The sequence below is a fragment of the Methylotuvimicrobium sp. KM1 genome (genome assembly GCF_044788715.1).
Classification (GTDB): Bacteria; Pseudomonadota; Gammaproteobacteria; order Methylococcales; family Methylomonadaceae; genus Methylotuvimicrobium.
Map to the genome: position 1 here is coordinate 4037893 of NZ_CP173170.1, position 15489 is coordinate 4053381.

Sequence of the window (15489 nt, forward strand, 5' to 3'; positions counted from 1 at the left end):
TAGGTACTGCCGAAATTTGAAGTGCGAAAGGGAATATTTTGTTGGGTTACGCCGCACTAACCCAACATTTTGTCTTTTACGACAGTTTCCTGATGCCGGGGTCAACTAATAGCAGAGCATGCGATAACCCATGAACATTTCCTTTGAGATCGTCCCCAGAAGCTTGGAGGCCTTTGAAAAACAATATGCGTTTGTGCAGAGCTTGGATAGCGGTATCAATATCATCAACGTGCCGGATATTCAGCGTTTCGATATTCGCAGTTGGGAACTGGCGACGCACATCGACCGGCGCAAATATCGCTTCATTCCGCACTTTCGGGCTATCGATTTTAAAATCGAAAGCGGCGAGTTGTATCGCATCATCGAACAATACCGACTCGACGACATTTTGCTGGTCACCGGCGACCCGCCGGAAGGTTTGAAACGCAGCTATTACAATACCGACGTGATCGATCTGATTCGAGCGGTGCGCCGGCGTTTTCCGGCGTTGAACATCTATGCCGGATTCGATCCGCATCGGCAAGGCTTGCAACACGAATGCCATTATATTCAGCGCAAGGCCGATGCCGGCGCCAACGGCTTTTTTTCGCAACCGTTTTACGACCATCGCCTGGTGGAACTGTTTGCCGAACACATGGACGGACTGGAAACCTACATCGGCATCAGCCCGGTGGTGACGCCGGCCTCGCAAAACTATTGGGAAGTGAAAAATCACGTCAAGTTTCCGAAGCATTTCCGACCCGATTACGACTGGAACGTCGAATTCGCCAACCGGCTGATCGACTCGGCGGCGGAAAACGATTGGCATGTGTATTTCATGCCGATCAAAGTGGATTTGCATAAATATTTCGAGCGCATCGGCTTGGCTAAAGCTTGCCAACGCAGCCATTCTCAATGCCATCGGCAGGAACGGTTTGAACTATTCGCATGACGCGGTCTTCGGGGATGCATGACTCATGGCGGAGCATATTCTGTTTCTTACCGGAAAACTGGCCGAAAAGCAGTTGCGTGATTGCCAAAATAGCGGCGAACGGCCGATCATTCATCGTTTATATGAAAGCAAGTGCTTTCCGCGAGCCCGTATTCTTCAGCCTTCTGGAAGAACTTAATTTTGGGCTAATGAAAAGCCGCCGGTATTGCTCAAGCCATCATTTCGTCAAAATCAATTTATCGTTACTCGTAATGCGCAAACGATATTCGCTACCGCGGTGAACGATAGTGATTTCATTGCATTGACCCAATAGCTCGCGGCTATCGATCTGAGTTCGTTTTGAAACCGACTCAATTGCCGACACAGGTTTGTTTGGATGTTGTCCTTTGTCGTTCATACGTTAGATATTTGTCCGTTTGAGGTTGCATTCATTCTTGAACAGGCAAGTTGCTTCGAATACCGCGCGCGCTCCATTTTCCCGATCATATCTCGAGCAGCTTCGGTCAATAAACATCGCAGCGAAAACGCCTCGTTTCCAGCAGGTTTGCAAAGCCTTTTTGCCCTATGATGTCGATCAAGGCGTTTTCGACTCCGCCCGCCATGCCGCCGGCACTGCCGCACACGAACACAGCCGCACCGTCTTCGAGCCAGGCGCGCAGAGTTTCCGCATTGTCGATCAAGCGCTGCTGCACATATATGCGAGCCTCTTGATCTCGCGAGAATGCCGTATCGAGGCGCGCCAAATGGCCTTCATGCAGCCAAGCCAGGATTTCATCTCGATAGTAGAAGTCATGGTCGGCATTGCGTTCGCCGAAAATCAGCCAGTTGCGGTGCCTGCCTTGCCGCAGGCGTTCTTGTAAAAGCCCGCGCAAACCGGCCAACCCCGTGCCGTTGCCGACAAAAATCGACGGAGCATCCTCATCGCCTCCATGAAAAGATGGATTGCCGCGAATACGTAGCGCTATGTCGTCACCGATTTGGATTTCCGATGTCAGCCAACCTGAAGCTTTGCCGAAGCCGCCATCGGCATGGCGCACTTGTCTGACCAATAGATGCAGGCCGCCGCTTTCGGGAATCGAGGCAATCGAATACTGACGTCTGCAGGCCGCGTTGGTCGTGTCGTTTGCAGAAACACCTACGGCGATTTCGGCCAGATCGCCGGCCTGCCAGCGGCAATTTTCAGCCACCGCGAATTCCAGATGAAAAGTCGGCAAACCGCAACTGCCGGGGTTGAGTAGCGTGCGTTTCAGCAGGCGTGCACTTTGGAACCCCGCATCCCGTGCATTGATTTCGAATGCGGCGCCGCACAAATCGTACAGACCTTTTTGCCACGCCATCAATGCGCCCGTATCGTTATTATCCATCTCGACCGAGGCGAATAACGGCCGCGCGCCGCAAGCGGACAACCAATGCTCCAATTCGCGGCCGAAGCCGCAAAAATAGGGGTATTGCCGGTCGCCCAACGCCAGTAAGGCATAGCTCAGTGCCGATAAATCTACGGTCTTGGTCATCATGTTGGTGACAAAGGTTCGCGCGTTGACCGGCGCTTCGCCGTCGCCGAATGTGGCGGCGACAAATAATACCCGCTCGCGGCCTGTTAAATCGACCGCCGAGATAGCGCCCAACGGCCTGACCGAAACGGCAATGTCGCTTTTTTGCATGGCCGCGGCACTCTGCCAAGCCAGCTGTTCGGCAGTGCCGCTTTGACTCGCATAGGCAATCAGCCATGAGCCATCGTTTGCATCGCCACAAACGACTTCTTTTGCCAAACCAACGCGCCGTTTGTTGCGTCGCCGATCCAAATACAACATCCATCCGGTCACCGCAAATAACGGCATCGCGAGACTCGCGGTCATCATCGCGACTTGCCCGGCCAGTCCGAAATAACTGCCCGAATGCAAGGTAAAGATACTCGCGATCAGTTGCGCGCCGAAAGGCCGCTCGGCGTAACGGTCATGCAAGAGAATCGAAGCGTTAACCGGATCGATTTCGAGCCGGTTGAATGCGCGCTCATGTGGCGGCGACGGGTCGAGATACAGGATCGAGTAAACTTTCGACTTAGGATGCCGCGGCAAACGCAAGGTCGCCCGACTGTAGTCGCCAACGCGGTTTTGAAACAACGCCCAAACCGATTCGATCTCGGCCTCGGGCGGCAAGACAGGGCTTACTTGCCGGTTGGCGGAATTCTGCCGAGGTGAGCCGCCTCGTTGCATCAACGGCGCGCCGGTGATTTCGTGCAGAACATTTCGGTACCAATCATACGACCAATACAGGCCGGTCAGCGCGGCGAGCAAATAAAACGCCAACACCCACGTTCCGATTGCCGCATGCATTTCCCACAGAAATCCTCGTCCCTTGCGTTTGAAACTAAACGCAAGCCAAGACCGCCAATTGAATACTCGGCGCGGCCAGCGCAGATAGAGCCCGCTCAGCGCCAACAGAATCAGCGCCAGGACCGATACACCGGTAATCTGCTTGCCGAGGTCGCGGTTATCGAATAAGTCGTCGAACATCAGCCAACGATGCAAACGCATCGCTGCGTGGAAAAACGCTTCGCCGCGCACCTTACCCAGCAGTTCTCCACTGTAGGGGTCGACATGTCGGTTTTCGCCGCGGCGGTCGTTTGGATTCGATCCGGCGATATTGATTGTCGCGGCCTCTTCCGCATCCGAAGACAAGGTGACGGCATCGATACGGCGATCGGGCAGAGCCGCTTGAACCTTCCGCAACAAAGCGGCAGGATCTAAACGCTGACCGTCCGGTGTTACGCTCATGACGCCGGGATTCATCCAGCGCAGTATGTCATGCTCGAACGACAACAGACCTCCGGTTAGGCCGATCAACGCCAGGACGATGCCGGCGCTGATCCCGAAAAACCAATGCAATTGAAACAAAATAGTACGGAACATCGCGTCAGAACTCGTAATTCATAGACAGCCACAGGCTGCGGTCGGGTAGATAGACGCCGTTTGTCGCAGCGTTGGTTTGCGTGTAGTGAAACGCTCGATAGGTTTCGCCGTTCCATTCGTAAGGCGTCGATGTGGTAAAGTCCTTGCCGAGCAGGTTATAGATGCGGCCGTTGATCTTCAGGCTGTCGTTGACGCGCCAAGTCGCGGCGAGATGCAACAGTTCGTAGCCTTTGAGTTCATTGCCGACCGCCCGCAAGATCGCAAAGTTTTGCCCCGCAGTCGGCAGCGTGCCGGTGAAGCGGTCGCGAGACGAATAATATTCGCCTTCGAGGCGCACGTTGATGACTGGCGTGACATCCCAACGTAATGTCGCGCTAGCCATATGGTCGGGGGCGTTGGTCAAGAGCTGCCCCGCGCCTTCGCCGGACGTGACTTGGGTGTCGGTATAGGTGTAATTGCCGCTGATCTCCCACTCCGGCAGGAAGCGGTAACTCAACGTGGCCTCGACGCCGCGGGTTTCGGCCTTGTCGATATTGACGAGCTGCGAAAAGTCGGTTTGACGGCTGAAATTACCGACCGTCATACAGCCCGGTACGTTACCGACGGTGGGATTCAAACAGTTCGGAATCGCATCGCCGGTCGCGATGCGGTCCTCGAATTTGTTCAAGAACAGCGTGACGCCGGCGGACAAATCGCCGCCATCGTCGTACTGAGCACTCAGCTCGAAGCTGGTGCTGGTCTCCGGTTTCAAATCGGGCGAGCCAATCGTCACCGTTTCGCCTTGCGCAGTGAAGCCGGTTACCCCGTCATGCAACTGATTGAGCGTCGGCGTTTTGTAGCCCTGACTGACACCGCCCTTGAATACCCATTGCTCCAAAGGCTTCCAAACCAAATAGCCGCGAGGGCTAACATGGCCGCCGAACGCTTTGTGATGATCGTAGCGCACGCCGCCCGTCAAAGCCCAGTCGTCGAGGAACTGCCATTCGTCTTCGCCGAATACTGACCAACTGTATTGCTCGAACTTGACATTGCCGGCCGCACCGTCTTCCATTTGCGCGTAGATGTACTGACCGCCGACCGTCAGCATGTGTGCGCCGAACGGCATGTTGAGACGGCTGTCGATGATCAAATCGGTATTTTCGAGAATACGCGGCTCGCCGCCCGAAGCTTCGTAGCCGTATTCGGGCGCACTGCCGCGCGGCAACGTGCGCCCCAAGGTCTCGGTGGTGATGTGGCTGGCCGTCGTTTCCCAATTACCGAAACCATAATTACCGCGATGACCCAACTGGAATTGATCGCGATTGAAGCGCAATTCGTCGACATAACCGTTGAATCTGGGAGGCGCGTCGATTGTACCTAGGCGCGAATCGGAGTTGTCGTAGCGTTGGCGCACCAATTCGGTATCGAACCAGAACCGATTTTGTTCGTTCGCCGACAAGGTTAGGCGCCCGCCGGCATTGCCGATGCGTCCTTCGGCCGGTCGAGGGTCGCGTCCGGTGCCGTTCGGGTCCATACGTTCTGACGCACCGCGTTCAAAGAGTTTTGCACGGATTTGCAAACCCAGGACGTCTTCCCAGATTGGCCCCGCGCCGTAGACTTCGACGGTGCCATCGTGTGCGTCGTCCGAGTTTTGGCGCAGTGTCGTTTGTAACGTCAACGAACCGTTCCATTCGCGCCCGACCGCACGCGTGATAATGTTGACGATCCCACCCATCGCATCGGAACCGTACAAGGTCGACATCGGCCCACGAATCACTTCGATGCGCTCGATTTGCGAAAGCGGCGGAAGGAAGCTGGTCGACGTTTCGCCGAAGCCGTTCGGTGTCGCGTTACCGGAAGTATTCTGACGACGGCCGTCGATCAAAATGAGGGTGTAATCGCTGGGCATGCCGCGAATGTTGATATTGAATCCGCCGGTCTTGCCCGTTCCGGTACGCACGTCCACGCCAGGAATATCGGCGAGTGCTTCAGCAAGACTGCTGAAATTCTTATCTTGCAATTCGTCTCGGGTCAGTACCGAAATACTGGCCGGCGCATCGGCCAAGTCCTGTTCGAAACCCGCCGCGCTGACGACGAGTTTGGAAAGTTCGAGTTTCTTGTCTTGTTTTTGTTCGTCCGCTTGAGCCATGGTAATAACGGGAGACAGCGCCGATGCGCATGTCAATGCCAATACCGGCCAACCGGAACGACAACTTCTGAGCGAATATGTCATGTCTTTTTAGTTTCAAGGTAACTACTCGCCCCATAAAATAAATAAAAAAAAGCTTGACAGGTTTTTAGCGTCTAAAAAGCGAAATTGTGCAGACCTGATTTAATTGTGTTCTTTTGGGCAGTCCAGTGCGCGCAGCGTGGATTTTGCGCATTGCAAGGAGGTTAGCCTCAAAAATTCGGTTTACAGCGCTCATACGCGGCCAGCGGAGGCCGAAAAAACCCATGATATGATGAGTTTGTCGCAAACTTACCCTATCAACGTGGATGGCCAACCTCGATAAAGCCTCGGTTCGAACTGAAGTCAGTCGCTTAAAAGCGGACTTCGAGAAGCTGTGTGCCGAAGGCAAAATCACTTGTGAAAGCCAGGCTATTATGACTAGCTTGTTCCTGGTGGTTGAGTTGATACTGGCCATTTTTCTGGAACGCACCACGAAGAAGGATACGACTAATTCCAGCATGCCTTCGTCGCAAACCGGCAAAGATGAATCGGCTTTAGGGCGGGCTGGCAGTAACGGTAAAGGCAAAGCCGATAACAAGGCTGCCGCGCAAAATAGGCGTACCGTGGAAACTGTGACGTTGTCCAAGGCTCTGACCTGTGATGTCTGCGGCGAAGATTTGACTGACGTCCCATGTTCGCACGTTGAAAGGCGCACCAAGATCGATATCGTGTTCGAGAAAGTGGTTGAACACGTCGATGCCGAAATTAAGCAATGCCCAACCTGCGAGGCCACGGTTAAAGGCCGGTTTCCTGCCGACCTGCACGGGCCTTTGCAATATGGCGATGGCTTAAAAGCCTTTGTGATCAATCTACTGGTGTGCCAAATGGTGGCACTGAATCGGGTGCAGCAGCTGCTGGCATCGATAATGGATGTAGTGATTAGCGAGGCCACCTTGCTGAAATTCGTACTGCGCGTGCATCAGGCTTTGGAAGCCTGGGAAGCGCAGGCCGTCGAACAAATTCTGAAAGCGCCCGTGATGCATGTGGATGAAACCTCGCTGCGGGTGGACCGGAAAAATCACTGGATACACGTCTATTCAGCTGGCGACATCACGCTCAAATTTTTGCATCGAAAGCGAGGCAAGGAAGCCATCGAGTCGATTAATCTCATTCCGCGCTATGGTGGGGCTATCATCCATGACTGTTGGTCATCGTATTTCGCCTATCAACACTGCGGGCATGGCTTGTGTGGTTCACACTTGCTGCGCGAGCTCACTTTTATTGTGGACGCGCATGGCTATCGCTGGGCAAAAAACATGAAACGCCTGTTGCAGGAAACCTGCGTCACCGTCTCAAAAAGCGCCGACAAGAAACTGACAGTCATAGAACTGACCAACCTGCAAAAGCGCTACCGGGCCATCCTGACCCGCGGCGAAAAAGAGTTGCCCGTTATTCCACCCAAACCCAGTGGCAAACGCGGCAAGCTGGCCAAATCCGATGCGCACAACTTATGGGAGCGGTTCAAGACTCATGAAGCCGCCATACTCCTATTTGCTAAAGACCCGCATGTGGCGTTTACCAATAATCGTGCTGAGCAGGATTTACGCATGGCAAAGGTCAAACAAAAGGTCTCCGGCTGCTTTCGTGCCGAAGAATATGCCCATGCTTATTGCCGAATATCCAGCTATCTGCAAACCATGGCTAATCGAGGCTATAATCCGCTCATCGCGATTCAAATGGCTCTTGCTGGGAACGCGGCTACAGGGCGCGAGTAGTTACGTTTCAAGATTGATTCCATGGCTGGCTACCTCATCATTTGAAAAGACGGTTGGTTGGCTGGCTGTTTGATGGTTTTAAAGGCTCTATCTATATAAATACTTCGATTGCACGCCTTAGGTATGCAGCATGATAAAAGGTAATGACAATTATTGTCAATTAAGAATCATTATCATTTGCGCAGTGGGAATGGCTTTCGTTAGGCTTGCATGACGCTTCACCGGTGATATCTACTCCTTTCCTCAGCTTCCGTTGCGAGCCAGCATCTTGTATGTCCGCTTATCCGAATGTCGAAAAAGAAACTTAGGTCAGCGGTTTATACGCCAACAATTTGGCCAATATTTCAAGAATCGGGCTGCGGGGATGATCACGGCGCCAAACCAGCGCGATGGTACAACTTGGTCGCTGACGAATGTTGATATAGCGGATGTCGTTGTCCTCGGGCTGAACGGCAACAGACGGCATCAGCGTGACGCCGACGCCATTTTTAACCATGAATCGCAAGGTTTCCAGACTAGACGCCCGGAAGTCGTGTTCTACGAAGCGCAAAGGGTCGCACAACTGCAAAGCCTGATCCCGCAAACAATGGCCCTCATCCAATAGCAACAGATTCTGTTTGGCTACCGTGTTCAGGTCGACTTCTTCTAGATCGGCAAGGGGATGGTCGGCGCTCACGGCCAGCATAAACGGATCTTCAAACAGTGTTCGGCATTCCAGTAACTCTTGCTCTACGGGCAAAGCCAACAAGGCCGCGTCTAATTTTTTGTCGAGCAACAATGCAATCAGTGCATCAGTTTTCTCCTCGACCAACTGTAATTTTAGATCGGGATAGTGCTGCTTGATGCGAAACACGTATTCCGGCAGTGTGTAACTTGCCAACGACGGAAAGCCGCCTAGCGACAACAGGTTGCGATGCCGATCCCCGGCGTGGGCAGCGATTTGCCGAATAGACTGAACGTCGTCGAGTATCCGGCAGGCGATGGGTAAAATTTCACGGCAAACGTCGGTAAGGTCCACATTGTTTTTCTCGCGCACGAACAAATCCACGCCCAGATTATCCTCGAGCTTCTTGATTTGTGTGCTCAAGGTCGGCTGACCGATGGAGCATTGGTCAGCCGCCTGACTGAAGTTTCTTAATTCCGCTACCGCGACCAGGTAGCTTAAATCCCGCAAGTTCATCGATGTGGACACCTCATTGAAAAAAACACCCGGAGCAAATGGACCGGACTCGAATCTTATCACCTTAGCACTACGCTCTATCGATTTGATAGATGGGGCTATCGATGACATCAATTTCATATTGCCCGCGTTATCTGATTGAATACCTGTGCCGAAATGATTTGGCGACGGACTCCGAATCCGTTGCCGTCGAACGAAAATGTACCATTAACGAAGTTCGGCAATCCCGTTGTAACCGTTTATCGCGCATGACTCTACGGACTTGGAACAATGAAACCAAGTGATTTATAACCTGACGCTATTGAAAAGCGTCATCTAAACTGAACGCTTAGTGCATATATTTCATATAACTGACAACAAGGAACAGAGGTGTACCATGAAAACCAAACACATTTTTCTGGCTTCCGCATTGACGGTCGCCATATCCGCAACATGGGTAACCAACCCGGTTTACGCCGAGCCGCAACCGACGATGAATCACTTTTGGTGGCCGGAGCAATTGGACCTGAAGCCGCTGCGCCAAAATGCGGCAGAGTCCAATCCGCTCGGCAAAACGTTCAACTATGCCGAACAATTTAAAACCCTCGACCTGAAAGCGGTAAAAAAAGACATTGCAGCAGTTTTGACAACCTCCCAACCTTGGTGGCCGGCAGATTACGGCAATTACGGGCCATTTTTTATCCGCATGGCTTGGCACAGCGCCGGTGTATATCGAATCTTCGATGGGCGCGGCGGTGCGTCCGGGGGTCAGCAACGCTTAGAACCTCTGAACAGCTGGCCGGATAACGTCAATTTGGACAAGGCCCGGCGTTTGTTATGGCCGGTCAAACAAAAATACGGTTCCAAGCTTTCCTGGGCCGATTTAATGGTGCTGGCCGGTAACGTGGCGTTGGAAGAGATGGGCTTTAAAACGATAGGCTTTGCGGGCGGCCGGGCGGACGACTGGGAAGCCGAGATCGTCAACTGGGGTCCGGAAAAGCAATTTCTCGCTGACGAACGCCACGATGAAAAGGGTGAACTGGCGAAACCTCTGGCGGCTGTGCAGATGGGACTGATCTACGTTAACCCGGAAGGGCCTGGCGGCAACCCCGATCCGTTGGCGGCAGCCAAGCATATCCGCGAAGCCTTCGCCCGCATGGCCATGAACGACGAAGAAACGGTGGCTCTCATCGCCGGCGGGCATACCTTCGGCAAGGCACACGGCGCGCACAATCCAGAAGAGTGCTTGGGCAAGGAACCGGCTGCCGCCGGCATTGAAGAACAAGGTTTGGGTTGGACGAACAAATGCGGCAGCGGCCATGGCGCTGATACCGTCACCAGCGGTCTTGAGGGAGCGTGGTCGACCAATCCGACGCGCTGGACGCATGACTATTTAACTTGGTTGTACACCTTCGAATGGGAAACAACCAAAAGCCCGGCAGGCGCGACGCAATGGATTCCCAAGGACGGCAAAGGCGACAACTTCGTGCCGGACGCGCACGACCCGGCTAAACGCCATGCACCGATCATGTTTACTACGGATATTGCGTTGAAAATGGACCCGGAGTACCAAAAAATCTCCAAGCGTTTTCTGGATAACCCCAAAGAGTTCGAAACCGCATTCGCCAAGGCGTGGTTCAAGCTAACCCACCGCGACATGGGACCCAAGGCTCGCTATGTCGGAGCCGAAGTGCCTTCCGAAGATTTTGTTTGGCAAGACCCTATCCCCAAAGTCGATCACAAACTGATTGACGCCAAGGACATTGCTAAATTGAAGTCGAACATTCTTGCCTCGGATTTGACGATTCCGGAACTGATTAAAACCGCCTGGGCCTCAGCGGCGTCCTTCCGCGGTACCGATATGCGCGGCGGCGCCAACGGTGCACGGATTCGATTGGCGCCACAAAAGGATTGGGAAGTCAACGATCCGGCCGAACTGGCCAAAGTGTTGGCTCGCCTGGAAACTATCCAAAGCGACTTTAACCGCTCGCTGAAAGGCGGCAAAAAGGTGTCGCTCGCCGATATAATCGTGCTCGGCGGTTCGGCGGCGGTGGAAGAAGCCGCGAAGAAAGTCGGTGTCAAGGTGCAAGTGCCATTCAAACCGGGCCGTATGGATGCCTCGCAAGAACAAACCGATGCAAAGTCTTTCGAGGTTTTGGAACCCAAAGCCGACGGCTTCCGCAACTTCTTCGGCAAGGATAATACCGACTCACCGGCGGAAATGCTGGTCGAGCGTGCGAATTTCCTAACCTTAAGCGTGCCCGAAATGACGGTGCTGGTCGGCGGCATGCGGGCGTTGGATGCGAACGCAGGCCATTCCCAACACGGTGTATTTACCCCTCGGCCAGGCACCTTAACCAACGACTTCTTCGTGAATCTGCTCGATATGTCAATCCAATGGAGCAAATCGGCAACCGAAGGCATTTACGAAGGCAGGGATCGGACGACCAACCAGGTCAAATGGACCTCGTCGCCGGTGGATTTGATCTTCGGTTCCAATTCCGAATTGCGCGCAGTGGCGGAGGTCTATGCCTCGGACGATGCAAAAGACAAGTTCGTAGAGGATTTTGTCAATGCTTGGGCTAAAGTGATGGGTTTGGATCGATTTGACATGCGCTGACCCAGCTTGTCAGGAACCCAACTTGACTGGAATCAAGTCAAGTTGGGGAATTTGTCTAAATCCAATGACTGGATCATTACCAGATTCGGACAATCGTCAACATTTAATCCCAATGTCTCTTTAGGGTCGGCTGGCGACCGTCCGCTCTTCAGATTTATTGCCGGAAAGCTGCCATTGAATTCCGATTCCTGAAAGCGGCCTTTCGTCACTGAGTTCAACCGACCCATTTTTGCCACTCGCACTTCTCCAAAGCCGCCAGTCGGCCGAAGCCAGATTTGGAAACTGGGGGTCTACAAAGCAGCCGTTGTCGACCTCAACCAATCGGGCAAAAGCCGACCACCAGTCTTTTTATATCAATGGAAGGTGATGGTCTCAAAGCAGTCGCTCAACGTTAAGCTAAGGGGCGTGCTGCTCACGGACGCTGAACGAAGCCCCAAAGATGGATAAATTACAAAACTTTAAAATCGCCCTGAGGCGGCACGTCCCTTTGAGCGCCATGTTAGGCAGGACAATCCCACCAGCCTTCTTGAAATTCAATCTGATCGAACATTAATTCATAACCTCTTTCGGTAGGAAATAAAACCAAATTATGACAACCTTTACGAACTGCACTTGGATATTTAATTCCATCTAACCGTTTACCATTTTGTAAACAAAATACTAAAGCAAAATATTCTGAAACAACTTGTGATGGCACATATTCAATGTGTTCGCTACCATCTTTTTCCACGGGCTTGATAATTTCCTTAACGAATTCATCAATAAAAAACAATCCAACTAACTCATCATGACGCTGAACATCAAAAATCGATGGTTTTTCAGGGGGATTTGTTAAATCCAAAACTTGTATTTCACGTTGAGTTTCAAACCTGCCAATAGCAGCCCGTAGTAACTGATTGCTTTGACGAACCTCTGTTAATGCTGTGTCCTGTTCAAATGCTAAATACATATAACTAATACCAGCCGGATTCATTCTTCCAGCACTTACCTTTTTGAGAGGAGCGGCCCCTAATTCTTTAACATTCAAATCAAAAAATTCTTCCTCTTTTTTTGGCCTTGCACGAAATAAAGTTTCACTTATCGGCAATGTAGTAAGCAGTCTTAGCTTTATCGCTAATTTACCTAAGGTAGGTAGGAAATTCGCAGGGTTATAGTTTTCTTGCCGTGCAAATTGGTCTTCATACTCTTCATTCTCAATGCTGGATGATGTTTGTTGAAAAAAATAACGTGATTCGTGCTTGACGATTTCTGCAAACCGCTCCCATGCATAAGATATTAATTCGTGTGGATGGGAACCGTATATACTCCCACTAGCCGTTTCTACCCATTGGTCATTTACGAATGCCTCTGCAATATCCTCGAATAGTTTTTCATTGCATTCAAGCGGAATAGACTCCAACATTTCGTTGGTATCTATCGCATCGATACCATAATAATTATTATCCTCTCTATCCCAAAAACCTCCGGCTTCTTCAGGATTATCAAACCATGTAAAAACAGTATTACCGATTGGTTCCATTATTTCCGCAACAGGTGCAGCAGAATGCTTGCGAGTTCTGCGACCACAATAATCACATTCACGGCGACAGGCATTGTCACGAATAATATCCTTAAGATATTCGTCTTCTACACAGTCAGGACAAACATAGCCTTCTGGTATTCTCCAGCCACGATCATCTGCTTCGATCATTGCGTTTTTTTCTATTCCCATAAGTCTTCATGGAAAAGATGCGGAAACCAGATGCGGGTCATTTTGAGCCTTTTGTTTCAGTTTGATATGCCTAACGGGTCAGATAAGGAGCGCCTAAGCGCCTGCTTGATCTGATTGATGGCGTTACGTTTGATACTGTATGTCGTTTTGACATGCTCAAGCTCCTTATCTGACCCGATGGCTCCGCGAAGCGGAGCCATCGTTAGAAAGCAGCCGCGCCGCTTTTTGGCGTCGGCTGGCTTGATTTGTTATATGGCTTATCGCCCAAGGTACTCATGCACGATTTTCCATGCTTCATCTAAACTAATCCCATTTCTCTGGGCAACCGATAGGGGATGATCCGATTCATCCAGCTCGATTAGTGGTCTTTGTCCATATCCTTGGAAGTGAGCCATAGTTTTCAAGCTCAGAGTCGGCTCACCTTTAAATTTAAATTCATTTGATAGCCAACCAAAAAAAGGGCCTATATCAGGCGTATCATAATTCTCGAGATTTGTTTCAAAATTTTCTTTTTTCTGAGACACCCACACCCCAAAACCTAAATCTTGTTCATTCTCATGAATTGGGATCTTTAATACGCCTCGAATAAAATAGAATTCATCATCAACAACACATAAATCTTCATTTAGCTTAACTCTTGCCTCAAATTCATCATCTGGCACATCAGCCGCATAACTAGGACGATCAAAAGAGAGATCAGGCAAATCATCATGGACTTCGTCGCAACAAGCGCATGTGTATGTCACTACTTATTTCCTATTGCAATATAACGCCTAGTTAACCCGCGAATTATGGAGGGCGTAGCCCGGAATAATTTGTCGGGTTCAAATACTCGTTAGAGCGACCTGTTCACTGCCCATACGGATCCCCATACTTCAGGGCGTATAGGCCATCCATGCAATCTGTGTACAAAGAGAATTCTGCGCGTCTATACGCCTCATAGAGGCCAATCTTCTCTACGTCGCGAAGTCCGTACCTTCCAGCAACGATGTAGAGCGATATGCTTTCTGCATCTATTGAGACCACTTTTGCATACTCATTTTTAGGAACCTCAACGTGGCCAAACTCATTTAAATCGGCTTTTATGTTAAAATAGTCACTAACACTCTCCATCCTTAGCTTTATGTCTCGCACATGAAACGAGGGGAGCGAATAGCAGATATCGATTACGCAAACCTCATTCTTGTCAATCGGCAGCTTGTCCGCGATGAATTCGAGGAACTTACATTTTAGAGTATTTTTGAATTCAATGAATTGATCAAGCAATCCATCTGAACGAAGTGTATCGACCATTTGTCGGTGGATACGGCATGCATTAAAAAAGTCCTCATCATAAAGATCCCGCGGTAGTGACACACTCCAGTTTCCGAGACCATCACGGCACTCAAACGCAATGTCATCAACAATACGCTCAGCTTGCAAAGGATCTTTTTCTTCCGCCAGTTGAATGAGCTTCTCGTGAATTTCTTCTACTGCAATAGCAGCTTCGTAAGCCCGCTTCTTCAAATCCCTAAAGCCTACAGGGATATCTCCCCACCAATTATTTATTGGCTCCTTGTACAGAGGGAGAATCGAATCAAACGCACCTCTTGCCGAGGGCAGGGCCCACGATAAAAAACTCCTGTTTTGATCAAAATCTGCCTGCTCAAGGGCCGCTTCCATCCTATCAAGGACCCGCTTGTTACTGGAAATCTTGTGCTTTAATGTTGAAGCGATTGCTGAATGCGGAATTCTGTACTTATAGTTTCCATCTGATTCGACTAAATGAAACGACTCTGAAACATCCTGAGCTGTCAAAATATAGGCCATCGGATTTTCTTCATTACCGGAAAAGCAAAGAAGGAAAAACTCCGCCCTTGGCTTTCCATCCCCTCCTACGACGTAGTCTTTATGGACATAATGCGTCGTTTTTGGGGTTCCATAAAATTTAACCTGAACCACGCCAAGGCGCGGTGCGCGCTTATCAAGAATATTACGCCCGGTCAAGCGACGTTGAATAATGAAGTCTGCCCCATCAATATCTACAGATCGTTCCAAAACCCAAAAGCGATCCAAGAGGAAAGCCTTGGCCCTCGCTTCACCTATTGCGCCATTTTCCATTGCCTTTAGCCATGGAGGTGGGGTGGTCGTACTCATCAAGCCCCTTCACATTTGGATTACTTGGCCAGAGAAAAGAACATTTCTTGGCTCTAACAAGTTATTAAGCTGTTAACAGTATATCCACTCATTAGTATA

The 15489-nt window shown here is 50.9% G+C and carries 11 protein-coding genes; 4 read left to right on the forward strand and 7 right to left on the reverse strand.

The annotated features are described in order from the left end of the window. Positions 1 to 130: 130 nt before the first annotated feature. On the forward strand, positions 131 to 931 hold the full coding sequence (locus tag ACINK7_RS17350; protein ID WP_404357178.1) for a methylenetetrahydrofolate reductase: 801 nt from the start codon (positions 131 to 133) through the stop codon (positions 929 to 931). A 217-nt stretch (positions 932 to 1148) separates the two neighbouring features. On the opposite strand, the gene hemP is transcribed toward ACINK7_RS17350, so the two are convergent. From hemP to ACINK7_RS17365, 3 genes are all read right to left on the reverse strand, one after another. After that, entirely contained in the window at positions 1149 to 1328 is a 180-nt protein-coding gene (hemP, locus tag ACINK7_RS17355; RefSeq protein ID WP_141899416.1) for a hemin uptake protein HemP, read from the reverse strand. A 106-nt stretch (positions 1329 to 1434) separates the two neighbouring features. Further along, positions 1435 to 3840 (reverse strand): PepSY domain-containing protein, encoded by a 2406-nt coding sequence (locus ACINK7_RS17360; RefSeq protein WP_404357180.1) that lies wholly within the window; start codon positions 3838 to 3840, stop codon positions 1435 to 1437. Between the two features lie 4 nt (positions 3841 to 3844). Then, positions 3845 to 6052: a TonB-dependent receptor domain-containing protein gene (locus ACINK7_RS17365; RefSeq protein ID WP_404357182.1), complete on the reverse strand. Its 2208-nt coding sequence runs from the start codon at positions 6050 to 6052 to the stop codon at positions 3845 to 3847. 263 nt (positions 6053 to 6315) lie between these two features. On the opposite strand from ACINK7_RS17365, the gene tnpC reads away from it, so the two are divergent. Further along, positions 6316 to 7764 carry an IS66 family transposase gene (tnpC, locus tag ACINK7_RS17370; protein ID WP_404357184.1) on the forward strand — a complete coding sequence of 483 codons (1449 nt, stop codon included), beginning with the start codon at positions 6316 to 6318 and terminating at the stop codon, positions 7762 to 7764. Positions 7765 to 8068: 304 nt separating this feature from the next. On the opposite strand, the gene ACINK7_RS17375 is transcribed toward tnpC, so the two are convergent. After that, the gene (locus ACINK7_RS17375; protein WP_404357186.1) at positions 8069 to 8944 is read right to left on the reverse strand and encodes a LysR substrate-binding domain-containing protein; all 876 of its coding nucleotides are present in this window, start codon (positions 8942 to 8944) and stop codon (positions 8069 to 8071) included. Positions 8945 to 9048: 104 nt separating this feature from the next. On the opposite strand from ACINK7_RS17375, the gene ACINK7_RS17380 reads away from it, so the two are divergent. Further along, complete coding sequence (locus ACINK7_RS17380; protein WP_404357187.1) at positions 9049 to 9228, forward strand: hypothetical protein; 180 nt, start codon at positions 9049 to 9051, stop codon at positions 9226 to 9228. A 92-nt stretch (positions 9229 to 9320) separates the two neighbouring features. Then, complete coding sequence (gene katG, locus ACINK7_RS17385; protein ID WP_404357188.1) at positions 9321 to 11543, forward strand: catalase/peroxidase HPI; 2223 nt, start codon at positions 9321 to 9323, stop codon at positions 11541 to 11543. A 499-nt stretch (positions 11544 to 12042) separates the two neighbouring features. On the opposite strand, the gene ACINK7_RS17390 is transcribed toward katG, so the two are convergent. The 3 genes from ACINK7_RS17390 to ACINK7_RS17400 all read right to left on the reverse strand — a co-directional run bounded on the left by ACINK7_RS17390 (position 12043) and on the right by ACINK7_RS17400 (position 15390). Continuing rightward, entirely contained in the window at positions 12043 to 13254 is a 1212-nt protein-coding gene (locus ACINK7_RS17390) for a HEPN-associated N-terminal domain-containing protein (protein WP_404357190.1), read from the reverse strand. Positions 13255 to 13511: 257 nt separating this feature from the next. Then, a complete protein-coding gene (locus ACINK7_RS17395) occupies positions 13512 to 14000 on the reverse strand; it encodes a DUF2199 domain-containing protein (RefSeq protein WP_404357192.1) in 489 nt (162 codons plus the stop codon). Positions 14001 to 14103: 103 nt separating this feature from the next. Beyond that, positions 14104 to 15390 carry a hypothetical protein gene (locus ACINK7_RS17400; RefSeq protein ID WP_404357193.1) on the reverse strand — a complete coding sequence of 429 codons (1287 nt, stop codon included), beginning with the start codon at positions 15388 to 15390 and terminating at the stop codon, positions 14104 to 14106. Between the last annotated feature and the right edge of the window lie 99 nt (positions 15391 to 15489).